This window comes from Duncaniella freteri (assembly GCF_004766125.1).
GTDB classification, from domain to species: Bacteria; Bacteroidota; Bacteroidia; order Bacteroidales; family Muribaculaceae; genus Duncaniella; species Duncaniella freteri.
Window position 1 is genome coordinate 1,384,424 of record NZ_SJSA01000001.1, and the last position, 23,819, is coordinate 1,408,242.

Annotated in this window: 18 protein-coding genes and 1 pseudogene; 13 read left to right on the top strand and 6 right to left on the bottom strand. The window is 54.8% G+C overall.

The annotated features are described in order from the left end of the window. Positions 1 to 2: 2 nt before the first annotated feature. The 3 genes from nusA (at position 3) to folK (ending at position 5,245) form a co-directional block, all read left to right on the top strand. Positions 3 to 1,262, top strand: a complete 1,260-nt coding sequence (nusA, locus tag EZ315_RS05875; protein WP_135471260.1) for a transcription termination factor NusA — start codon at positions 3 to 5, stop codon at positions 1,260 to 1,262. A gap of 115 nt (positions 1,263 to 1,377) precedes the next feature. Next, complete coding sequence (gene infB, locus EZ315_RS05880) at positions 1,378 to 4,401, top strand: translation initiation factor IF-2 (protein WP_135471261.1); 3,024 nt, start codon at positions 1,378 to 1,380, stop codon at positions 4,399 to 4,401. Between the two features lie 418 nt (positions 4,402 to 4,819). Then, positions 4,820 to 5,245, top strand: a complete 426-nt coding sequence (gene folK, locus EZ315_RS05885; protein WP_135471262.1) for a 2-amino-4-hydroxy-6-hydroxymethyldihydropteridine diphosphokinase — start codon at positions 4,820 to 4,822, stop codon at positions 5,243 to 5,245. 188 nt (positions 5,246 to 5,433) lie between these two features. Here the strand turns inward: folK and EZ315_RS05890 are convergent, their stop codons facing one another. From EZ315_RS05890 to EZ315_RS05905, 4 genes and pseudogenes are all read right to left on the bottom strand, one after another. Next, complete coding sequence (locus tag EZ315_RS05890) at positions 5,434 to 6,531, bottom strand: Mrp/NBP35 family ATP-binding protein (RefSeq protein ID WP_135471263.1); 1,098 nt, start codon at positions 6,529 to 6,531, stop codon at positions 5,434 to 5,436. A 46-nt stretch (positions 6,532 to 6,577) separates the two neighbouring features. After that, a pseudogene (trmB, locus tag EZ315_RS05895) lies at positions 6,578 to 7,326 on the bottom strand (tRNA (guanosine(46)-N7)-methyltransferase TrmB). A gap of 42 nt (positions 7,327 to 7,368) precedes the next feature. Then, a complete protein-coding gene (yidC, locus tag EZ315_RS05900) occupies positions 7,369 to 9,459 on the bottom strand; it encodes a membrane protein insertase YidC (protein WP_135471264.1) in 2,091 nt (696 codons plus the stop codon). A 5-nt stretch (positions 9,460 to 9,464) separates the two neighbouring features. After that, positions 9,465 to 11,081 (bottom strand): CTP synthase, encoded by a 1,617-nt coding sequence (locus EZ315_RS05905; protein WP_135471265.1) that lies wholly within the window; start codon positions 11,079 to 11,081, stop codon positions 9,465 to 9,467. Positions 11,082 to 11,198: 117 nt separating this feature from the next. On the opposite strand from EZ315_RS05905, the gene EZ315_RS05910 reads away from it, so the two are divergent. The 8 genes from EZ315_RS05910 to EZ315_RS05945 all read left to right on the top strand — a co-directional run bounded on the left by EZ315_RS05910 (position 11,199) and on the right by EZ315_RS05945 (position 19,029). After that, positions 11,199 to 11,813 (top strand): HAD family hydrolase, encoded by a 615-nt coding sequence (locus tag EZ315_RS05910; protein ID WP_135471266.1) that lies wholly within the window; start codon positions 11,199 to 11,201, stop codon positions 11,811 to 11,813. Positions 11,814 to 11,889: 76 nt separating this feature from the next. Beyond that, positions 11,890 to 12,831: a riboflavin biosynthesis protein RibF gene (gene ribF, locus EZ315_RS05915; RefSeq protein WP_135471267.1), complete on the top strand. Its 942-nt coding sequence runs from the start codon at positions 11,890 to 11,892 to the stop codon at positions 12,829 to 12,831. A 19-nt stretch (positions 12,832 to 12,850) separates the two neighbouring features. Beyond that, on the top strand, positions 12,851 to 13,936 hold the full coding sequence (gene rlmN / locus EZ315_RS05920; RefSeq protein ID WP_135471268.1) for a 23S rRNA (adenine(2503)-C(2))-methyltransferase RlmN: 1,086 nt from the start codon (positions 12,851 to 12,853) through the stop codon (positions 13,934 to 13,936). A gap of 41 nt (positions 13,937 to 13,977) precedes the next feature. Next, positions 13,978 to 15,171 carry an MFS transporter gene (locus EZ315_RS05925; RefSeq protein WP_135471269.1) on the top strand — a complete coding sequence of 398 codons (1,194 nt, stop codon included), beginning with the start codon at positions 13,978 to 13,980 and terminating at the stop codon, positions 15,169 to 15,171. Between the two features lie 93 nt (positions 15,172 to 15,264). After that, positions 15,265 to 15,786, top strand: a complete 522-nt coding sequence (locus tag EZ315_RS05930) for an LptE family protein (RefSeq protein ID WP_242452517.1) — start codon at positions 15,265 to 15,267, stop codon at positions 15,784 to 15,786. A gap of 8 nt (positions 15,787 to 15,794) precedes the next feature. Further along, positions 15,795 to 16,601 carry a hypothetical protein gene (locus EZ315_RS05935; RefSeq protein WP_135471270.1) on the top strand — a complete coding sequence of 269 codons (807 nt, stop codon included), beginning with the start codon at positions 15,795 to 15,797 and terminating at the stop codon, positions 16,599 to 16,601. Positions 16,602 to 16,628: 27 nt separating this feature from the next. Then, positions 16,629 to 17,024 carry a preprotein translocase subunit SecG gene (gene secG / locus EZ315_RS05940; protein WP_135471271.1) on the top strand — a complete coding sequence of 132 codons (396 nt, stop codon included), beginning with the start codon at positions 16,629 to 16,631 and terminating at the stop codon, positions 17,022 to 17,024. A gap of 172 nt (positions 17,025 to 17,196) precedes the next feature. Further along, positions 17,197 to 19,029: an ABC transporter ATP-binding protein gene (locus EZ315_RS05945; RefSeq protein WP_135471272.1), complete on the top strand. Its 1,833-nt coding sequence runs from the start codon at positions 17,197 to 17,199 to the stop codon at positions 19,027 to 19,029. A gap of 16 nt (positions 19,030 to 19,045) precedes the next feature. On the opposite strand, the gene EZ315_RS05950 is transcribed toward EZ315_RS05945, so the two are convergent. Beyond that, a complete protein-coding gene (locus tag EZ315_RS05950; RefSeq protein ID WP_135471273.1) occupies positions 19,046 to 19,843 on the bottom strand; it encodes a pyrroline-5-carboxylate reductase family protein in 798 nt (265 codons plus the stop codon). A gap of 229 nt (positions 19,844 to 20,072) precedes the next feature. On the opposite strand from EZ315_RS05950, the gene ruvB reads away from it, so the two are divergent. Beyond that, complete coding sequence (ruvB, locus tag EZ315_RS05955; protein ID WP_135471274.1) at positions 20,073 to 21,089, top strand: Holliday junction branch migration DNA helicase RuvB; 1,017 nt, start codon at positions 20,073 to 20,075, stop codon at positions 21,087 to 21,089. Positions 21,090 to 21,138: 49 nt separating this feature from the next. Further along, on the top strand, positions 21,139 to 22,632 hold the full coding sequence (locus EZ315_RS05960) for a lipopolysaccharide biosynthesis protein (protein WP_135471275.1): 1,494 nt from the start codon (positions 21,139 to 21,141) through the stop codon (positions 22,630 to 22,632). A 364-nt stretch (positions 22,633 to 22,996) separates the two neighbouring features. Here EZ315_RS05960 and EZ315_RS05965 read toward each other — a convergent pair whose 3' ends face one another. Further along, positions 22,997 to 23,782: an alpha/beta hydrolase family protein gene (locus EZ315_RS05965; protein WP_242452521.1), complete on the bottom strand. Its 786-nt coding sequence runs from the start codon at positions 23,780 to 23,782 to the stop codon at positions 22,997 to 22,999. Positions 23,783 to 23,819 lie beyond the last annotated feature (37 nt).

Here is a 23,819-nt window from a genome sequence, read left to right on the forward strand (position 1 = left end):
GTATGGCTAAGAAAGAGGAAGCTCCCAACATGGTGGAGCGTTTTGCCGAGTTTAAGGAACTTAAGAATATCGACAAGGCTACGATGGTCAGTGTGCTTGAGGAGTCGTTCAGGAATGTGCTTGCGAAGATGTTTGGCACGGACGAGAATCTTGACGTGATCATGAACCCGGACAAGGGTGATGTGCAGATATTCCAGAATCTTGAGGTAGTCCCGGACGGCGAGGTGACCAATCCGAACCTGCAGATATCCCTGAGCGATGCCCGCGCTGACGAGGACCCTGATGTGGAGATCGGAGAGGAGCACACGAAGGAGATATTCTTTGCCGATTTCGGCCGCCGTGCCATCCTTAATCTGCGTCAGACCCTTCAGTCTAAGATCCTTGATCTGCAGAAGGAGGCGATCTATGCCAAGTTCAAGGAGATGGAAGGTGAGCTTGTGTCGGGCGAGGTGTACCAGACATGGTCGCGCGAGACGCTTCTCATGGATGATGAGAAGAATGAGCTTCTGCTCCCGAAGAACCAGTCGATACCCGGCGATTTTTTCCGCAAGGGGGAGACTGTGCTGGCGGTGATACATAATGTGGATAACAAGAACAATAATCCCAAGATCACAGTGTCGCGTACCAGCGACACATTCCTGCGCCGCCTCTTTGAGCGCGAGGTGCCTGAGATAATAGACGGTCTGATCAACATCAAGGCTGTGGCCCGCATTCCCGGTGAGCGCGCGAAGATAGCAGTGGAGAGCTTTGACGACCGTATCGATCCTGTAGGAGCCTGCGTGGGTGTGAAGGGTTCGCGCATACATGGAATAGTGCGTGAGCTCCGCAACGAGAATATCGATGTGATCAATTATACTTCTAATCCGTCGCTGTTCATACAGCGTGCTCTCAGCCCTGCCAAGATCTCGTCGATCCATCTGGACGAGGAGGATAAGAAGGCTGAGGTGTTCCTGCGCCCTGAGGAGGTGTCGCTCGCTATCGGCAAGGGGGGCATGAATATCAAGCTTGCCTCGATGCTCACCGGATATACCATAGATGTGTACCGTGACACCCCCGACCAGGTGGATGAGGACATCTATCTTGACGAGTTCAAGGATGAGATCGACGGATGGGTGATCGATGCCCTCAAGAATATGGGTTGCATCACAGCCAAGAATGTGCTCAACACTCCGCGCCAGGCACTCATCGACCAGGCCGACCTTGAGGAGGACACCGTTGACAATGTCATAGCCATACTCAAGGCGGAATTCGAGGAGGAGTAGCGGTATACGCGCCCCTCGATAATCCATCCGCCTCTCCATTTTTTTATAAAAACAATCTCACTCACAACAAGTAGCCGCTCGCGCAAGGTACGGGAGGCTTCGTTCAGAATATTATATGCCGAGAATAAAAATTAGTCAAGCCGCCAAAGAATTCAATGTCTCCATTCCTACGGTTGTGGAGCAGTTGCAGAAGAAGGGCATCTCGATAGATGCCAACCCTAACACACGTATCGACGAAGCTGCCTACAACGTACTTGTAGAGGCTTTCCAGCCGGACCGTAAGGAGCGTGAGCGTATCGAAAGGATGCGTCAGGACAAGGAGAAGGACAAGGCTGAGCCTGTTGTCGCCGCTGCTCCGAAGGCGGATGCCGTTACTGAGGTGGCTGCCGCGACTAAGGGTCCGCGGGTGATAGGCAAGATAGAGCTTGACTCCAGGAATAATCCTATAGTATCCAAGCCTGAGGAAAAGGATGCACCGAAAGCTGAGGCCCCGAAGGCGGAGGATGTGAAGCCCGCCGTGCCTGAGAAGCCCGCCGAGGCCCCGAAAGCCGAGGCCACCAAGGCGGAAGCTCCGAAGGCAGAGGAAGTGAAACCTGCTGAGCCTGAGGAAAAGGAGGCGCCGAAAGCTGAGGCCCCGAAGGCGGAGGAAGTGAAACCCGCCGAGCCTGAGAAGCCAGTGGAGTCTCAGAAGCCCGCCGAGGCACCTAAGGCGCAGCATGCTCCGAAAGCTGCCGAGCCTGAGAAGAAGGCTGCGGCTCCCAAGGCAGAGGCACCGAAGGCTGCGGCTCCAGAAAAGAAGGCTCAGGAGCCTGCACCTGCTGCCGCACCTGCTTCGGGAGAGCCGGAGTTGTTCCGCTACAGTCCGGAACCTCAGGTGACAGGTCCGAAGGTGATAGGGCATATCGACCTTGCCACTCTCAACCAGTCGACCCGTCCGAAGAAGAAGACCAAGGAGGAACGCCGTGCCGGCAACCGCCAGGGTCAGGGAGCGCAGGGTGCAGGGAATGCAGCCGGCGGTAACAGCAATAACCGCAAGAAGCGTCAGCGCATCGGCGGAAAGGAGAAGGTGGATATCGAAAAGGCCGGCAACCAGCCAGGCGACAATAACAATAGCCGTGGCGGCAACAACGGAGGCGGCAATAACGGAGGCGGGAACCGTGGCGGCGCAAACCGCGGCGGGAATGACCGCGGCCGCGGAAAGGACCGCAACAAGCGTCCGGTGCACACCGAGGTGAACGAGGAGGATGTACAGAAGCAGGTGCGCGAGACTCTCGCCCGCCTCACCTCCAAGGACAAGGGTCAGAAGAAGGGCGTGAAGTGGCGCAAGGAGAAGCGTGAGGCTTTTGCTTCCCATGCCCGCGAGGCTGCCGAGGAGGCAGCAGCAGAGAGCCGTGTGCTCCAGATCACGGAGTTCGTGACTGCAAATGACCTTGCCGTGATGATGGATGTGCCCATCAACAATGTGATAGCTACCTGCATGAACATCGGTGTGATGGTGTCAATCAACCAGAGGCTCGATGCGGAGACTATAAATATAGTAGCCGAGGAGTTCGGCTTCAGCACCGAATATGTGTCGGCTGAGGTGTCGGATGCCATCAATCAGGAGGAGGACAGCGAGGATGAACTTACCAACCGTCCGCCTATCGTTACTGTGATGGGCCATGTGGACCACGGCAAGACATCGCTCCTTGACTATATACGCAATGCGAATGTGATAGCGGGCGAGGCCGGAGGCATAACCCAGCACATCGGCGCATACAATGTGAAGCTTGCCGACGGACGCCATATAACTTTCCTTGATACTCCGGGCCATGAGGCGTTTACCGCTATGCGTGCCCGCGGAGCCAAGGTTACCGACCTGTGTATCATCATTGTCGCTGCGGATGACAATGTGATGCCCCAGACAGTGGAGGCTATCAACCATGCTTCGGCAGCAGGTGTGCCCATAGTGTTTGCAATCAATAAGATAGATAAGCCTGCCGCTAATCCTGACAAGATCAAGGAGGAGCTCGCCCAGATGAATTATCTCGTGGAGGAGTGGGGCGGCAAGTACCAGAGCCAGGATATATCTGCCAAGAAGGGTCTGGGCGTCGATGAGCTTATGGAGAAGGTGCTCCTTGAGGCTGAGATGCTTGATCTGAAGGCTAATCCGGACCGCCGTGCGGTGGGTTCGATCATAGAGTCGTCGCTCGACAAGGGCCGCGGATATGTGGCTACCGTGCTGGTGCAGAACGGTACTCTCCATGTGGGTGACGTGATACTCGCGGGCACTCATTTCGGAAAGGTGAAGGCTATGTTCAACGAGCGTAACCAGCGTATCAAGGAGGCGGGTCCTGCTGAGCCTGCGCTGATACTCGGTCTTGACGGTGCTCCCACTGCGGGTGATACCTTCAATGTGCTTGAGACTGAGCAGGAGGCCCGCGAGATAGCGAGCAAGCGTGTGCAGCTGCAAAGGGAGCTTGGCTTGCGTACCGCTAAGCGTACTACTCTTGAGGAGATCGGCCGCCGCCGTGCGATAGGCAATTTCCATGAGCTCAACATTATCGTGAAGGGTGATGTGGACGGTTCGATCGAGGCTCTGTCGGATTCGCTCATCAAGCTTTCTACCGAGGAGGTGAAGGTGAATGTGCTCCACAAGGCTGTGGGTGCGATTTCGGAGAGCGATGTGACGCTTGCTGCCGCTTCGGATGCCATCATAATCGGTTTCCAGGTGCGCCCGTCGCAGGCTGCCCGCCGTGCGGCAGAGCGTGACGGTGTGGAGATACGCCTCTATTCTGTGATCTACCAGGCTATCGAGGAGGTGAAGGATGCTATGGCTGGCATGCTTGCTCCTGAGATCAAGGAGGAGATCACCGGTACTGCCGAGGTGCTCCAGACGTTCCATATCTCGAAGGTGGGTACCATCGCCGGTGCCATCGTGCGTGAGGGCAAGATCAAGCGTGGCTGTAAGGTGCGCCTGATACGTGACGGTATCGTGCGGTATACGGGTGAGCTTGGTTCGCTCAAGCGTATGAAGGATGATGCGAAGGAGGTGACTTCGGGTTATGACTGCGGTCTGTCGATTGCCGGATATAATGACATCCAGGAGGGTGATATTATCGAGGGCTTCGAGGAGGTCGAGGTTAAGAAGTCTCTTTAGACCAGAGGGCTATAGTTCTGTTGGATTATAAAGACAGGAGAACAGGAGAACTTTGGACCAGAGTACTAAATGGTTTTGGACCATAGGACCAGAGGGCTATAGTTCTGTCGGATGATATAAAGACAGGAGAACAGGAGAACTTTGGACCAGAGTACTAAATGGTTTTTGGACCATAGGTCCAGAGGGCTATAGTTCTGTCGGATGATATAAAGACAGGAGAACAGGAGAACTTTGGACCAGGGTACTAAATGGTTTTTGGACCATAGTACCAGAGGGCTATAGTTTTGTCTGATGATATAAAGACAGGAGGACAGGAGGACGTGAGTGTCTGTATTGAGCTGTTCTCCTGTTTTTTTGCTGTTCTGCTTCTGTTGTTCTGCTGTTTCTGTTGTTTTTTTATTTTTATTGCGGTTGAGATATGATTGTGTTTCTGAATATCGGGTCGAACTGTGGTGACCGTCGGGCGTTTATAGATAGGGCTGTGGAGCTGCTGAGACTGGAGCTTCCGGGGGTGTATGCGGTGTCGGAGGCTATGGAGTCGGAGCCGTGGGGGTTCGAGTCGCCCAACAGGTTTGTTAATGTCGGTGTGGGTGTGAGGACTGTGCGCGAGTATGATCCTCTGGAGTTGCTTGACATTACGCAGAGGGTGCAGGGTGAGATAGATGATGCTCCTCACAGGGATGCCGCGGGGGGATATGTGGACCGGGCTATCGATATCGACATCATTATGGTGGATGATGTGAGGATGGATACGCCACGGTTGACTCTGCCGCATCCGAGGATGAGGGAGCGGGAGTTTGTGATGTTGCCTCTGATGGAGAATATGAGGCAATTGGGATTATGATTTTGTAAATTGTAAAATATTCAATATTTTTGTGGTGTCATAGCGGAGGCTGTGGCATTTTTTTATATCGAGATCAGAGCGTTTTGTGCTTTGTCCTATTGTTGAGAATCGTATAAAAGTTACCCCTGCTACAGATAGTTGTAGCAGGGGTAAATCTTTATAATTATGTGTATATTTTAGCTTGGCGGTCAGTGCTTCAGCTCGACTTTGGTGGTGGGAGGGAGGGTGGAGTTGCGCTCGGCTACTGCGTCGATCACCTCGTGGGCGAGGTGGGCGAAGGCTGTGCCTGTCACGGTGTCGGATAGGGCTATGGGTGAGCCGTTGTCACCGCTGTCGGCGATGGAGCCTACCAGGGGTATCTGTGCGAGGAGACGCACTCCGAGGTGCTCGGCGAGGCGTATGCCACCTTCGCGACCGAAGATGTAGTAGCGTTCGTCGGGGTGGGGTGCGGGGGTGAAGTATGCCATGTTTTCGACGAGCCCGAGGATGGGGACGTTGACCTTTTCGTCACGGAACATGGAGATGCCTTTGCGTGCGTCGGCGAGCGCGACTTCCTGTGGTGTGGTGACTACGACTATGCCTGTCATTCCGAGTGTCTGGACGAGGGTGAGGTGTATGTCGCTTGTGCCTGGGGGCATGTCGATGAGGAAGTAGTCGAGTTCGCCCCAGTCGGCTTCGGCTATGAGCTGCTTGAGGGCGTTGGATGCCATTGAGCCGCGCCACATCACAGCTTTGTCTTTGTCGACGAGGAATCCTATTGAGAGGACCTTTACGCCGTAGCGTTCGATGGGGATTATCATCTGGCGTCCGTCGACTTCGTGGATGTAGAGCTGTTCATCCTCTATGCCGAACATTTTGGGGACCGAGGGGCCGAAGATGTCGGCGTCGAGGAGCCCTACTCTGTAGCCTTCGCGGGCGAGGGCTGTGGCGAGGTTGGCTGCGACGGTGGATTTGCCTACACCACCCTTGCCGGAGGATATGCCTACGATGTTCTTCACACCAGGGAGTATGGGTGCAGGGGCAGCAGGAGCCGGCTGGCGTGCTGCGGTGTGCACGGTGACTGCGACCTGGGGGGATATGTGGGTGTGTATGGCTGCTTCGGCAGCTTTTGCCACTGACTTCATGAAGGGGTCGGTGGGCTTGTCGAAGATGAGGGTGAAGCTTACGGTGTCGCCGTCGATGCGAATGTCGTCGGCAACCATTGAGTTCTCTACTATGTTTTTGCCGTTGCCTGGGTAGCGCACTGTGGCGAGTGCCTGGGTGATGAGGGTAGGGTAGAGGGTCATAGCTTAATACTTGGTCGGGGTGATGGGGATCAGTGATGGATGTGGGTCATGAGCCTTGGAGGGTGCCGCGTCCGAATGAGCGGTATGTGTCAGGCTCTATGTCGAGATCGGGCTCGGAGAGGGTGGCTTCGGGGGGAGGTGCCAGGATATGTATTTGCTCGGGATCCCTCGCGAGAGCCATTGCTGCTCGTAGTAGGTGGTGATGGGGGGTACCTGTGGGGCGAGGGGGGAGTGGTAGAGGTCGTCGGTGGCGGCGATGAGCGGGAGGGAGTTGTGGCTTATCATTCCTGTGGTGTAGGCGTAGAGGAATGGCGAGTCGGTCTTGAGGTGGATTATTCCTCCCGGGGCGAGCACCTGACGGTATATCTCAAGGAAGTGGGTGCCTGTGAGACGCTTGTTGACTTTCTTCATCTGTGGATCGGGGAATGTGATCCATATCTCGGACACTTCTCCGGGGGCGAAGAAGTGTGGGAGGAGATGGATGGAGGTGCGAAGGAAGGCGACGTTGGAGAGACCCTCGTCGCATACCTGGCGGGCTCCGGTCCACATGCGTGCCCCTTTGATGTCGATGCCTATGAAGTTGCGGTGGGGGTAGGTGCGTCCCATGCCGACGGCGTATTCGCCTTTGCCGCATCCGAGTTCGAGGGTGATGGGAGCGGGGTTGTGGAAGACGTCCTCATTCCACCTGCCCCTGAGGGGGCAGGTGCCTGTGGCTTTGAGGTCGGCAAAGGGGTACTGGTGGACGCATGGAAGCGTCTCCATTTCGGCGAACTTCTTGAGCTTGTTTTTTCCCATAGGATGTCCGTGGTGGTAAGGGTTTTGGCAGAGGGCTGCTTGTCAGCGTCGGCGGTTGCGGCGCTGCTGCTCGCGGAGCATTGCTTCCTGCTGTTTCTGCGCTTCTTCGAGTTTTGTGGCCATCCAGCCTTTTTTCTTGGGCTTTTTGGCGTTTTCAGCCATCTTGGCTCGCATCTTCTCCTCGGATACGACCTTGCGGAAGATGAATGTCATGATGATTGTGATGAGGAGTGACAGGAGGTAGTAGTAGCTGAGGCCTGCGGCGTAGTTGTTGAAGATGAACAGGAACATCAGCGGCATGAGGTACATCATCCATTTCATTCCGGGCATACCGGAGGATGCCTGGGTCTGCATGTTGAGGTAGGTGTACACGATGTTTGTGATGGTCATGAGGAGGCAGAAGAGGCTTATGTGGTTGCCGAATGTGGATGATATGAGCGGAATGTCGGCTGTCCATGATATTATGGCGTCGGGGGCTGCGAGGTCCTTTGCCCAAAGGAATGACTCGCCGCGGAGCTCTATCGCAGAGGGGAAGAACCAGAACATCGCCACGAGGACGGGCATCTGCAGAAGCATGGGGAGGCATCCCGACATGGGGTTGGCTCCGGCGCGAGAGTAGAGTGCCATTGATTCCTGCTGGCGTTTCATGGCGTTCTCGTTGCCGGGATATTTCTCGTTGATCGCTTTCAGCTCGGGTGCGAGCAGGCGCATCTTGGCTTGCGAGATGAGGCTCTTGTAGGTGAAGGGGTAGAGGATCACCTTTATGAAGATGGTGAGGATGAGGATTATTATACCGTAGTTGGATATGAATGATCCGAGGAAGCTGAACACCGGAATGATGATGAGGGTGCTGATCCACCGGAATATGGGCCATCCGAGGGGTATGAGGTTGGTGAGGTGCATATTCTCGTCGGGGAATATGTTCTTCTCGACATCCTTCATTATGGGGTAGGAGTTGGGGCCGAGGTACATCACGAAGGATGCGGGGTTGGCGAGGGTGGCGGAGTAGTCGAGAGTGAGGGCTATCTCCATCTTCTTGATGTAGTCGGGGTCGTGCTCAAGGATGCGGCTGCTGAGGTCGGCTGCGGCAAAGTTGGAGCGAGCCATGAGGACTGCTGAGAAGAACTGGTTCTTGCAGCTCACCCATTTGACGCGCTGGTTGATCTCTTCGCTGTCGTCGCTCCCTTCGCTGAGGTTGTCGACATCGCCGTCGGGGAACATGTAGTATAGGGCAGAGTTGCGTTCCTCGAATACGCGTCCGGCTTCGAGGCGTCGCATCTTCTGGTGCCAGGTGAAGTCCATTGTCGCCACCGAGGATGGGATGATCGCCTGCATGCCTGACTGTACGACATCTATCCCCACGAGGTAGCTGTCGGGGTGGAGTGTGTAGCGTATGCCCCATGAGGCTCCGTCGCCGAGGTCGAGCATCATTGTGACTGTGGAGTCGTTCTCCACTACCGGAGTGAAGAAGAATTCGCTTGTCTCGAACCTCTGGGTGGCAGATGTGAGGGTGAACGAGTAGGAATCGGTGGCCGGGGCGAGGAGGGTTACGGCTGTCGAGTCGTAGCTCTTGTAGTCGTTGAGCGAAGCGCGTGCTATGGCGCCGCCCTTGTTGGATATCTCAAGTGTGAGGAGGTTGTTGGCGAGGGTCACGGTGGTGCTGTCGCCGGAGAGGTGGCGTGCGAATCCGCGGTATCTTGCGGCTGTCGCGAGCCCTTCACGGAGGTTTCTTACGGCAGCGGCTGCGACCGAGGGTTTCATTGATGCGACATCGTTGGCGAGGAGGGGTGCGACCGGTATCTGCTGTCCGTTTGCCTCGACTGTTCCGGCAACCTGTCCCTGAGCGTCGAGGGTGAGGTTTACGTTGTCGACGTGGAGGCGGGTCAGCCCGATAAGGGTGTCGGACTGTCCGAGCTCGCGTATTGTCGCTGCGATTGATGCTGTTTCGGCAGGGGTTATGGAGTCGAGAGTGAGGTCGCTGAGATCGGCTGCTTTCTGTGTAGCTTCGGCTTCCATGCGTGCGCGTTCCTGACGCTGGCGTTCAAGCTCTTCTGCTGACGGCTTGTTGAGCCACATGAAGCCAAAAATCACGAGGCCCATCAGTAGCAGGCCGGTAAGGGTGTTTTTGTCCATTATCGTTATTTTATCTTTTCGTCTTTATAGGCTATTGCTGATTTCATGAAGTCAAGGAAGAGAGGCGAGGGGGATAGTACGGTGGAGGAGTATTCGGGGTGATACTGTGTGCCGATGTACCAGCGGAGTTGCGGGATCTCGACGACTTCGACCAGGCCGGTGTCGGGGTTCTCGCCAACGCATTGCATGCCCGCTTCCTCGAAGCGGGTGCGGTAGTCGCTGTTGAACTCGAAGCGGTGGCGGTGACGCTCGCTGATGTGGAGTGATCCGTAGGCCGATGCGACTCTTGACCCTTGCCGGAGGGTGCAGCCGTAGGCTCCGAGGCGCATTGTTCCGCCCATGTTGTGGATGCTCTTCTGCTCTTCCATCAGGTCGATGACGTTGTGAGGTGTGTTGGGAGCCATCTCGGTGGAGTTGGCGTCCTTAAGCCCGAGGACGTTGCGTGCGAATTCTATCACCATGCATTGCATGCCGAGGCATATGCCGAAGGTGGGCAGGTCGTGGGTGCGGCACCATTCGAGGGCGACGAACTTACCTTCGATGCCTCTCTGCCCGAATCCGGGGGCTATGACGGCTCCGTCGATGCCTTCGAGAAGGGAGGCGACATTGCCGGGGGTGATCTTTTCGGAGTGGATGTAGCGGATGCTGACTTTCTTTCCGCAGTAGGTGGCGGCCTGGAAGAGAGACTCGTCGATGGACTTATAGGCGTCCTGGAGTTCGACGTATTTTCCTACGAGTCCGATTGTCACGGTGTCGGTGGCAGAGTCCATGCGGGCGAGGAATTCGTTCCATGCGCTCATGTCGGGCTCTCCCGATGGTTCTATGCCGGCTTTACGCATCACGATCTCGTCGAGATGCTGACGGTGCATCAGCACCGGGACCTTATAGATGGAGGGTGCGTCGGCACTCTGCACCACGGCGTCGGGGGACACGTTGCAGAACTGGGCGATCTTTTTCTTCATCGTGGAGGGGATGTCGTGCTCGGTGCGGAGCACGAGCACATCGGGCTGAATGCCGAGCTGCTGTAGCTGCTTCACGGAGTGCTGTGTGGGCTTGGTCTTGAGCTCCTTTGCCGCCTGGATGTAGGGGACGTAGGTGAGGTGGACGCATACGCAGTCGCCCTCAAGCTCCCATCGGAGCTGCCTTACGGCTTCGAGGAAAGGCAGGCTTTCGATGTCGCCTACCACTCCGCCTATTTCGGTGATGACGAAATCGAAGTTGCCAGTCTTGCCGAGAGCCATGACGTTGCGTTTTATCTCGTCGGTGATGTGCGGTATGATCTGTACGGTCTTTCCGAGGTAGTCTCCTCGCCGTTCCTTTTCGATCACGCTCTGGTATATGCGTCCTGTTGTGACGTTGTTGGCGCGGGTGGTGGGTACATTAGTGAAACGCTCGTAGTGCCCGAGATCGAGGTCGGCTTCGTGTCCGTCGACGGTGACGTAGCATTCGCCGTGCTCGTAGGGGTTGAGTGTGCCCGGATCGATGTTGATGTAAGGGTCGAATTTCTGTATTGTGGCCCTGTAGCCGCGAGCTTTGAGCAGACAGGCAAGCGAGGATGATATGATTCCTTTGCCGAGCGAGGAGACGACGCCTCCAGTCACGAATATGTACTTAGTTTCCACGCTGAAAATGTTGGTATAATTGATTAAACAAGTCGCAAAATTACAAAAAAATGTGCAAGTCACGTCAATGAAGTGGGAGGAATTTAGTACCTTTGCCAAAAATATTAATGCTTGAATATGATAAAGAATCTGCTCTTTGACTTGGGCGGCGTGATAATGAATCTTGACCGCGACCGCTGTGTGCGTGCATTCGAGGCTCTCGGCATGCGTGATGCCGATGAGTTTCTTGGTGTGTACGGACAGAAGGGAGCGTTCCTTGCTCTTGAGCGGGGAGACATAGATGCCGATGAGTTCCGCCGGGAGATACGTCCGCTGTTTGACAGGGAGGTCACCGACGAGGAGATTGACAGTGCTTTCAATCAGTTCCTGACAGGTATCCCGCAGGAGCGTCTGAGGGCTCTGAGGCAGCTGAGGAAACGTTACGGTGTGTACCTGCTTTCCAATACCAATCCAATAATGATGAACGGCTTCATAGCTGAACAGTTCCGCCAGGAGGAGGGTATGGAGATGAAGGATTACTTTGACGGCGTGGTGGCAAGCTATGTGGCAAAGTGCTATAAGCCTGACCGGGAGATATTTGACTATGCATGCGAGAAGTGTGGCATAAAGCCTGAGGAGACGCTGTTCTTTGATGACTCGCAGGCGAATGTGGATGCGGCACGAGCCTTGGGGTTCTATGCCGAGCTTGTGGCTCCCGGCACGGAGTTCACGGAGATACTGAGCCGCAGGTAGATGTGCCCACGGTCCAGGGAGCTGCCGAGGCGGCATGCCGTGATAACTTTTCCCCTCATATAATTGTTAGAAAGTCATGAATCTGATAACTAAACAGGACACGTCGGTGCGCCGCATTGCAGCCGTCGGGATGTATGACGGTGTGCATCTGGGTCACCGTTTCCTTATGGATTATCTTGGGGCTGAGGCCCGCAGCCGCGGGCTTGTGCCTTCGGTGGTGACGTTCTCCCGCCATCCGCTGTCGCTTGTGCGCCCTCTTGAGGCTCCTGCTCTGCTCAATACTCTCGAAGAGCGTGTGAGGCTTATCGGGGAGTCGGGGGTGAGGGATGTCATACTATTGAGTTTCAGCGATTCGCTGCGGCGCATGGGTGCCGAGGAGTTCCTGAGGACGCTCAAGAAGAGATATGCCATAGATGCCCTTGTGCTCGGCTTCAACAACCGTTTCGGGCATGACCGGCTTGAGGGTATGGAACAGTACAGGGCTATAGGCGAGCGTGTGGGGGTGGATGTGATTCCGGCTCCGGAGTATCGTGGTGATGCCGCGCCGATCAGCTCCTCGATAATACGCCGTTATCTCACTGACGGACGAGTGGAGGATGCGACGCGAGCTCTAGGCGCGCATTATTCGCTTGCGGGCAGAGTGGTGGAAGGGAAGAGGCTTGGGCGTGCGCTCGGGTTTCCCACTGCCAATCTCATGCCTTCCGCCCCGGAGCAGCTTGTGCCCAAGACCGGTGCCTATGCCGCTTATGTGACCACTCCTGACGGGGTGAGACGCTGCGGCGTGGTGAACATAGGGTACCGCCCTACGGTGAGCGAAGGTGACGCCGGGGGGCATGTGATCTCCATAGAGGCTCATATAATTGATTTTGTGGGATATATCTACGATGAGGAGATAAGGGTGGAGTTTGTGAAATATCTGCGCCCGGAGAGGAGGTTCCCCAACACTGACAAGCTTGCCGCGCAGGTGAAGGATGATATCGCCGCCGCAAGGAAATGCCTCGGGAAACAAGGGGCTTGAATTACGATAATAGATGCAAATGGATAAGGTGAATGATGCTGTGACGGGCTGTAAGCGTCCGCTTTTAGGCATGACCCTGCCGGAACTTGAGGCAGTGGTGAAGGAGGCTGGGCTTAGGCCTTTTGCCGCCAAGCAGATGGCTCGCCGGCTGTATGTGGGGCGTGCCAAGAATATCGACGAGATGACCGAATTGCCCAAGAGCGCAAGGCAGTGGCTTGCCGAGAGGTATACCATAGGCAGGTCGGCACCGAAGCTTGAGTCGCGTTCGGCTGACGGGACGGTGAAGTACCTGTTTGCCACGCGCGGAGAGGGGGTTGACTACCTCACTCACGGCGAAGGTGGACGGGATGTCGAGGCGGTGTATATTCCGGATAAGGACAGGGCCACGCTGTGCGTGTCGTCGCAGGCAGGGTGCCGCATGGGCTGCCGTTTCTGCATGACAGGCAGGCAGGGCTATCACGGAGATCTCAGCTCGGCAGGGATCATCAACCAGATACTTTCCATCCCTGAATCGGAGAGCCTTACCAATATAGTGTTCATGGGTATGGGGGAGCCGATGGATAATGTGGCTGAGGTGCTCAAGGCTGTAGAGGTGCTCACTGCGCCCTGGGGGCTTGCATGGAGCCCGAGGCGTATCACGGTGTCGAGCATCGGCAAGCTGGACGGGCTCAGACGGCTGCTCGACGAGACGAAGGTGCATGTCGCCATCAGCGTGCATTCGCCGTTCCCCTCGGAGCGCGAGGGGCTTATGCCTGTGGAGCGGGCTTATCCCGCCTATAAGGTGATGGAGGCTATGAAGAAGTATGATTTCGCCCATCAGCGCAGGCTGTCGGCGGAGTATATCATGTGGAAAGGTGTGAATGACGATATGCGTCACGCCGAGGCTCTTGCCCGCTTGCTGAGGGGTGTGGACTGCCGTGTGAACCTGATACGGTTTCACGCTATACCGGGATTTGACGGAGAGCCGTCGGACAAGGATGTGATGGAGCGTTTCCGTGACCGCCTGAACTCGCTCGGCGTAATTACTACCATACGTGCATCGCGCGGAGAGGATATCGAGGCCGCCTGCGGGATGCTGAGCGGAGAGAAGTCGGCAGAGTTGTGACCGTGGCGGCACGGTGCCGCGTAAGAATTTCAGGAATTATTATGGAAAGATTCTGGGTGCCGCTGTGCATACTGACAGTGGCAGGTTTCACATTTAATACGTCAGAACTGATCCCGATAGGGCTGCTTAGCGATATAGCGGGGTCGTTTGGCGTGAGCGAGGCTCGCGCCGGTATGCTCATCACGGTGTATGCCTGGGTGGTGGCTCTTATGTCGCTGCCTTTGATGCTGCTTTTTGCCAGGATGGAGTATCGCCGGCTCATGCTTGGAGTTGTGGGCGTGTTCGTGGTCAGCCATATAGCCACGGTGCTCTCCACAGGGTATTATTCGCTGATGGTGTCGCGCATAGGTGTGGCATTGGCCCATTCGCTGTTCTGGTCGATAGCTCCGGCTATGGCTGTCGCTGTGGCTCCGAAATCAAGGCGTGCCACGGCGTTGAGCGCGCTTGTGGCAGGCGGCGGGGTGGCTCTTGTAGCGGGTCTGCCTCTGGGGCGTGTGCTCGGTATAGTGGCGGGATGGAGAATGACGTTTGCCGCCCTCGGAGTGCTTGCCTTCCTTGTGCTTATGGGGCTGTGGCTAAAGTTTCCTACTATTGAAAAAGGTGAGGAGTCCGAGTCAAGGAGGGATATGCTCCGGGATCTTGTGAGGTGCAAGCCTCTGATAGCTATATATATAATAACAGCCATGATGGTGACCGGGCATTATACGGGCTACAGCTATGTGGAGCCGTTTTTGCTCCAGGTGGCAGCCATGCCCGCGGGTGTGGTGACAGTGACGCTGTCGCTGTTCGGCTTTGCCGGGCTTGCCGGCAGTTATATTATATCGAGGTATTACGGCCGGTATTCGCGTGCGCTCATAACCGGTGCGTGCTTCGGGCTTCCGGCGATGATGGCTATGCTGCTTCCGGTGACGTATGCCGCGCCGTTGCTGATATCCTGTGTGTGCGTTGCCTGGGGATTGTGCATGACTGTGTACAACATAGCGTTCCAGAATGAGATTGTGACGCTGTTTCCGAGGGATTCGGCTGTGCCGATGAGCCTGTATTCAGGCATCTTCAATCTCGGGATCGGAGCCGGAGCCTTTGTTGGCGGGGTGGTGTCGGACCATGGCATGATGTCCGATATAGGATATATAGGCGGCGGGATCGCGCTCGCGGCCGCTGTGTATTGCTATCTCAGGTATATGCCGCTGAGGAAGGGTGATTTCGGAGGAAGGGTGATTCATGCCGAAAACTGAAATGCCGTGACGGAAAGGTGTGAAAGGCGGGGGCTGAAAAGTTGTAGATTAGAGTGGTTTTTAGTATTTTTGCGGTAAATTCCTGTGATCTGAATGAAAACACTCCGTATAATTCTCCGGCCTCTGGCTATGCTTGCATTCCTTCTCGCAGTGGCAGGATGCACGATCAGTTATAAGCTCAACGGTGCTGCCATAGACTATAATGTGTACAAGACAATCTATGTGTCGCAGTTCCCGATACGAGCTGCGCTTGTGTATCCTCCTTTGCAGCAGACCTTTGAGAATGAGCTGCTGGACTATATATCGCGCAACACCCGCCTGCGGACAGTGGATTCGGGCGGTGATCTACAGCTTGAGGGCGAGATCACGGGGTATTCGCTTTCGCCTCAGGCCGTGACTGAGAATGCATATGCGTCCAAGACCAGGCTTACCATACAGGTGAGGGTGAAGTATATCGACAATAAGCAGGAGGGCAAGGATGTGGACCAGACATTCAGTGCATATAGGGATTTCGATTCGAGCGAGATGCTTACGGATGTGCAGGATGAGCTGTGCAGCCAGATATCCAAGGAGCTGGTGGACCTGATATTCAATGCTACTCTCGGTAACTGGTAGGCGGGATTATGGATGAGCATTTGAGCCGTATATTGTCGGTGCTTTCCGATGGGAGTGTGCCGCCGGCAGCCCAGGATGTGGAGGCTGTGACGAAGAGGTATGATTTCTTCTATCTTCCGGCTGTGCTTGCCTTGCGTCATGGAGCAGGGAGCATGGATGCAGGATTGCGGCAGAGGCTTATAGAGCAGATAGCCATGAACTGTCCGGATCTCAGGATGGGTTTCATGCTCACGGATGTCGCCTATGAGGAGTGGGCGCATTTCTATCCCGCATGCCGCGCGGAGGTGAACACGAGTGACGCGATATCGAAGTTTCTTGAGACCTACGGCCGCTATGACCCTCGTGAGGAGGCTCTGCTCGAACGCCTGATATTCAATCCCGCGCCCGACTATTCGTCGATGCTCGCCCGCGAGGAGGAGAGCGACCTGCCCACTGTGGCTGACGCCGCCACGGCGGATAATCCGCAGGACGCCCTGATTAATTCGTTCATACTTAAGCATAAGGATGATGAGTCGCAGCTGCTCCCGCGGGAGCAGCCCAGGCATGGTGACGCGCATGCCGCGCGGGGCAAGGAGGAGCCTGTCGCGGCTGAGGAGCATCATGCGCCGAGCCATGCCGCGAGCCCGGCATATGATTCGTCACTTAGTGAGAGCCTTGCGAAAATCTATATCCGCCAGAAGAGATATGACAAAGCGTTTGAAATTATTCACACTCTAAGTTTGAATAATCCAAAAAAAAGTGCTTACTTTGCAGACCAATTGCGGTTTCTGAGGAAGCTTATGCTTAACCGTGAAGCGGCAAATAATAGTAAATAATTTATACCCAACATATTAAATATAGCTATGTACATTGTACTGATCATCCTGACTCTCATCTGTGCCGTGCTCCTTATCTGTGTAGTGCTTGTGCAGAAGTCCAAGGGAGGAGGTCTCTCGTCGTCTTTTGCCGGAAGCAACCAGATCATGGGTGTCCGCCGTACCAACAGTTTTATAGAGAAGCTCACATGGGGTCTTGCAGGCGTGATCTGCGTGCTCGCAGTTCTCTCCACATTCTGTATGCCTAAGGCGATTGTAGGCACTTCACGAGTTAATGCTCCTGCTGCCACCGAGCAGACTGTGCCCGGCAACTTCAACACTCCCGCTCCCGTAAAAGCACCTGAGGCAGCTCCCGCCGCCGAGACAGAGGCACCTGCTGCTACAGAAACACCTGCCGCAGAAGCTCCTGCCACAGCTGAATAAGAGACGCTACCAAGCGGTGACAGAAACACATATAAGCCTGCACTGACGCGCTGTGCCTTTTCACGCGGGTCGGCGTGGGCTATAAGTGTATATGAATAAATGCCGCAAGAGAGGATAATTAAAACAGGAGGGAGCCGACTGCATTTGGCCCCCACAAGCGAAATCAAGGTATATGAAAGAACTCTGGAGCCTGTTCAGGCGGTTTGTGCCTCCTTACAGGAAATATCTCATACTCAATATATTTTTCAATGTCCTTGCGGCATTCCTGACACTGTTCTCGTTTGCCGTGATAGTGCCTATCCTTGAGATACTTTTTAAGATCAAGGATGTGCAGTACGAGTATTGGGAGATTGGCAGCCATTCCCTGAAGGATGTGCTGATCAATAATTTCTATTACTACACGCAGGACTGCATCCATAACTGGGGGCCTGTGGGGACGCTTATGGCTATGGCGGGCCTTCTCGTGTTCATGACCATGCTGAAGACCGGAGCCACTTATCTGAGCAGCTACTTCGTGATACCGATGCGTGCGGGTATAGTTAGGGACCTCCGTAATTTTGTGTACGAAAAGATTGTGCGTCTGCCCATAGGGTTCTTCACCAATGAGCGCAAGGGTGATGTGATGGCGCGTATGACCGGCGACGTGTCAGAGATCGAGAATTCGATAATGTCGACCCTGGATATGATATTCAAGGACCCGATAATGATAATCGTGTGCCTGTCGATGATGCTTTTCATGTCGTGGCAGCTAACAGTGTTCGTGCTTCTGCTTCTGCCGATAGCGGGTTCTATAATGGGGCGTGTGGGCAAGAGGCTCAAGAGGGCATCGTTCGAGGGGCAGCAGCAGTGGGGCCAGCTCATGAGCAATATAGAGGAGACCCTCGGCGGGCTTCGCATCATCAAGGCTTTCAATGCCGAACAGAAGGTTACAAACCGTTTTCATAGCGGTAATCAGGAGTTTTTCCGCATCACACGCAATGTGCAGCGCAGGCAGTCGCTTGCCCACCCGATGAGCGAGTTTCTTGGCACCATAACCATTGCCATAGTGCTTGTGTTTGGCGGAACACTCATCCTCAGCGGGACCTCGGGGATGAATGCCGCCTCGTTCATATACTATATGGTCATTTTCTATTCGGTGATCAATCCTGCCAAGGATCTGACAAAGGCAATGTACAGCATACAGAAGGGCCTGGCGTCGATGCAGCGCGTGGATGCCATATTGAATGCCGTCAATCCCATCTCTGATCCGGAGAAGCCTGAGACAATCAAGGACCTGAAGGGTGAGATAAGGTATGAGAATGTGACTTTCGGATATGACCCTGAGGTGCCTGTGGTGAAGGGTGTGAGCCTTTCGATCAAGCCGGGAGAGACTGTCGCCCTTGTGGGTCAGAGCGGTAGCGGAAAGTCGACTATGGCCGACCTGCTGCCGAGGTTCTATGACATCAATGGCGGTTCGATAAAGGTGGATGGGCATGACATACGCAATCTGCGTGTGCATGATCTGCGCGGAATGATGGGGAATGTGAATCAGGAGGCGATACTGTTTAACGACACTGTGTTCAACAATATAGCCTTCGGAGTGAAGAACGCTACTATGGAGCAGGTGATCGCTGCTGCGAAGATAGCCAACGCACATGAGTTCATCATGGCTACCGAGGATGGATACAGCACCAATATCGGCGACCGCGGATGCCGCCTGTCGGGCGGTCAGCGTCAGAGGATCTCAATAGCGCGTGCCATACTCAAGAACCCGCCTATCCTGATACTTGACGAGGCTACATCGGCTCTTGACAGCGAGAGCGAGAGGCTGGTGCAGGAGGCCCTGGAACGTCTGATGAAGGACAGGACCACGCTTGTGATAGCCCACCGCCTTTCGACCATCAAGAATGCGTCGCAGATATGCGTGATGCATGAAGGTGAGATAGTGGAGAGCGGCACGCATGATGAGCTGATAGCCAAGAACGGATATTACATGCGGCTTGTGGAGATGCAGTCGATGAAGTAGGCGGATGGTGAGGTGCCTATCGGGGTGTGGAGGCTTTCAGCCCATTGATGACAGCCGATGTGAATCCTGAATGCTCCATGGCGTTGAGTCCGCGTATGGTGAGTCCGCCCGGTGTTGTAACCTTGTCAATTTCTGTTTCGGGATGGGTGCCGGGCTCTTGCAGCAGAGATGCAGCACCTATGAGGGTCTGCACTATCATTTCCTGTGCCAAAGGGGCTCGTATGCCGAGTTCGACACTTCCCTCCATGGCTGCGCGGATGTAGCGCAGGGCATAGGCTATTCCGCATGATGCTATCGAGGTGGCTGCCGGGAGCAGCCGTTCCTCTATGACCATCACTTCGCCCAGCTGGCCGAATGCTTTCAAGGTGAGGGGGCATGTGCCGTTTCCGTTGACCTGGAATGTCATGGATTTGCACAGCGATACAGCAGTGTTGGGCATGACGATGCAGAACGACGGAGACCGGGAGCCGGCGGATTCTTTATGGAGCCATTCATTCAGGTCGGAGATAGTGACGCAGGCAGCCACGACGGCTATTTCGGCGTATGAGTAGTCGATATGATCCTTGATTTCGGTTATCACATCTTTGACGAGCCATGGCTTCACGCACAGGATGACGAGGGATGCATCCCTGACGGCTTCGATGTTGGAGCATGTGGTGGAGGCTCCGGCTTCAGCCAGGGGTGCCAGCCGCCGGGGGGAGGGATTGGCGGCGCAGAGGTCGCCGGGAGATGTTATGAACCGTGGTGCGGAACTGATGAGCCCGCGGGCGATGGCTCCGCCCATTGCTCCAGCACCGATGATGGCTACTTTCATGTTGCTTTGTTATAAGAATGAGATACCGCAAAATTACTCTTTCCTGCTGAGAAATCAAAGTGGGAATGATGGGGCCGGGGTGGAGACAGCGGTAGTGTTGGCTGCTAAATGTTCAAGAGGTTTCTATATACATGTATGGGAATGTGTATGGATATATTTACGGCTCTGCATTATAGTAAGGGTCGGATGCTTGGTGGAGGTGGAAATTTTCATTACTTTTGTAGACCATATGGAATCCGAATTTGATATACATAACAGGTCGAATCCTGACAAGGAGTTTGAGAAGGCTTTGAGGCCTTCGTATTTTGATGCGTTCAACGGTCAGGAGAAGATTGTAGAGAATCTGAAGGTGTTTGTCCAGGCTGCCCGCATGCGCGGTGAGGCTTTGGACCATCTGCTCTTGTTCGGTCCTCCGGGGCTTGGCAAGACGACGCTTGCGGGTGTCATAGCCAATGAGCTCGGGGTGAATTTCAAGGTCACTTCCGGTCCGGTGCTCGACAAGCCCGGCGATCTTGCCGGTATACTGACTTCGCTTGGCGACAATGATGTGCTTTTCATTGATGAGATACACCGTCTGAGCCGTGTGGTGGAGGAGTATCTCTATTCGGCGATGGAGGATTTCCGTATCGACATCATGATTGACAAGGGTCCGGGCGCGAGGTCGGTGCAGCTGTCGCTGTCGCCTTTCACACTGGTGGGGGCTACTACCCGGTCGGGGATGCTGACTGCCCCTATGCGTGCGCGCTTTGGCATCAATTGCCATCTGGAGTACTATAAGCATGATGTGCTTGAGAGGATTATCGCCCGCTCGGCTGCTCTGCTGGGGGTGAAGTGTTCGGCGGAGGCTGCCCACGAGATAGCGATGCGCTCGCGCGGGACTCCGCGTATAGCCAATTCGCTGCTGCGCCGTGTGAGGGATTTTGCCCAGGTCAAGGGATCGGGTGAGATTGATGTGGAGATCGCGAGGTATGCCCTGGAGGCTCTCAACATTGACCGCTACGGTCTGGACGAGATGGACCATAAGTTGCTTCTGACGATGATAAACAAGTTTAACGGTGGTCCTGTTGGGCTTTCTACCATTGCTACTGCCATAGGTGAGGAGCAGGATACCATAGAGGAGGTGTATGAGCCTTTCCTGATAATGGAGGGTTTTCTGCGTCGCACTCCTCGCGGGCGTGAGGTGACATCGCTTGCATACAGTCATCTGAGGCTCAATCCTCCGGCTTCGCAGGGGAGTCTGTTCTGAGGCGGGGGATAGGATAATCGTATATATTTTGGCATGTGCCGTTGAAGTTATGGCTGGAATAAAATCACTTGCAAAGGATACTGCGATATATGGGCTTAGCAGTATAATAGGACGGTTTCTCAACTGGTGTCTGGTGCCGCTGTACACACAGATGTTTCCTGCCGATGAGTATGGCGTGGTTACTTATGTGTATTCGGCTGTCGCGCTTGCGCTTATAGTGCTGACGTATGGGATGGAGACGGGTTTTTTCCGTTTTGCCAACCATGACCGCTACAAGGACCCTCTTGAGGTCTATTCCACGGCACTTATCTCGCTTGGGGTGAGCTCGACGGTATTTGTCGCCATGATACTGTCGTTTATCGGTCCGGTGTCGGATGCACTGCATGCCGGCAGTCATCATGACTATATTGTGATGATGACGGTGGCAGTCGCGCTTGATGCGTTCACGGCTCTTCCTTTCAGCTATCTGCGCTATGCCAAGCGTCCGTTGAGGTTTGCGTCGCTGAGGCTTGTGAACATAGCTGTTAACATAGGTCTTAACCTGTTCTTTATACTCATATGTCCGTGGCTGTGGGAGTGTGCTCCGGGATGGATAGCGTGGTTCTATGATCCGGATTTCGGTATCGGTTATATCTTTCTTGCCAATCTTGTGTCGTCGGTGATGAACGTGGTGTTGCTTGTGCCTGAGCTCAAGGGGTTCCGCTGGCGTTTCAATCCGGCGTTGTGGCGCGAGATGCTTGCGTATTCGGCACCTCTTCTTGTGCTTGGTGTCGCCGGGATCATGAATCAGACTCTCGGTACGCTGTTGATGCCTTGGCTTTATGCCGATAATGCCGAGGGCATAACTGCTGTGGGTATATATGGAGCCAACTATAAGATAGCGATTGTGATGGTGATGTTCATACAGGCATTCCGCTTTGCCTATGAGCCGTTTATCTTCGCTAAGGCGAAGGATCATGGCGAGGACCGCTTGCAGAGCTATCGCGATGCCATGAGGTGGTTCGTGATATTCGGCATGGTTATATTTCTCGGGGTGATGTATTATCTCGACATTCTGCGCCATTTCATTGCGGCGTCGTATTTCAGCGGGCTTAAGGTGGTGCCGATACTCATGGTGGCGGAGCTGTTCTTCGGTGTGTTCTTCAATCTTTCGGTGTGGTATAAGATAACTGACCGCACGGTGTGGGGGATGTGGCTCTCGCTTCTCGGGCTGGTGGTGACTGTGGGTCTGAATGTGCTCCTGGTGCCGCGTTACGGTTACATAGGGTGTGCGTGGGCGGCTTTAGGATGTTACGGTGTGATGATGCTTGCAAGCTATGTTGTCGGACGCCGGCATTATCCTATCGGTTATAATGTGCCCCGTCTGATGCTCTATTTTGTGTCGGGGCTGGTGTTCTGGGTGGTCGGAGAGGTGATAGGGATGGAGGCTCATCCCTGGACCACGATGGCTATGCGTACACCTCTGCTTGCACTCTATGTATTTATGGTGCTCAGGATTGAAGGAGTGAGCCTGCGTTCAATCATACCCTCGCGCCGACATTGAATAATGATAAGACCACACGACCATAGGTCCATATAGGGGGATGGAGATTATGGCAAGCCTAAGAAGAAATATGAGGAGGTGGAGATGCCGGAAAATGAGAATTCCGCAATTTTAGGACTTATATGACCAGAGGACCAAAGGAGGGGAAGACTATAGGACCATAGGGCTATAGGGTTGGTGTAGTGGCGATTATGGCAGTGTGCCGTGCGTTGGTGTGGTGGGCTTGCAAAATGCATCAGATTCCCTGAGTGTATTTTGGTTTTACAGTCGGGGTACCGGATGTGAATAGTTTATGCTATGGCAGAGGAGGGATTATAGCAGGGGAATGTTATGAAGCGGGGGTGGAGTGGAGGGGCCTGAGGGGTTATTTGAGGTGGGTGATGAGGAAGTCGGCGGAGAGGGTGGCGGCACGGTCGAGGTCCTTGGAGAAGCCGTGGTCCTCGGCTTCGAGCTGATGGTATTCGCTTCCTTTCCAGATGTCGTGGAAGCGGAGTCCGTAGGTGTAGGGCGCTACGCGGTCGCCTGTGCCGTGGATTATGCATGCGTGTCCTGTATATGCCGAGGCGGTCTCGTAGATGGGCAGCGAGAATGCTGTGAGCATGTAGTCGCGTCCGAGTTTCTTGCCGTTCCACATCTCGATGTATTCGGGTGGATTGAGCGGGTCGTAGATCTTGCCCATGGTGTTGCCACGGATGGCATCGTCGCGCAGGACTGCTGCGGGTGCCATGAGTACCACACTCCGGACCTTCTTTTTGCCGAGCTTGCCTGCGAGCATGGATGCAACCACGCCTCCCTGGGAGTGGCCTGTGACTCCTATGCTGCTTACGTAGGGGAGCCCTGACACATAGCTGTGCACCTTGATGGCGTCCTCGATCTCGTTGGGCACGGTCATGTCGATGAATTCGCCTTCGCTTTCGCCGTGGCCGTTGAAGTCGAAGCGTATGGAGGCTATCCCTGCTGAGAGTAGCTTTTCGGCTATCATCTTTTCAAGCGGGGAATCCTTGCTTCCCATGAAGCCGTGCATGATCATCACCATAGGGCATTTCTGCCCTTGCCGCAGGTCGGGGGTCTCGATGACAGCCGAGAGGTTGCCGTGCGAGCCGGGGATCATCAGTCGTTGGGTCTCTGCCCGGGAGAACAGTGTAGCCAAGATCAGGAGGCAGAGAGTCAGGGGGAGGCGCATGTGT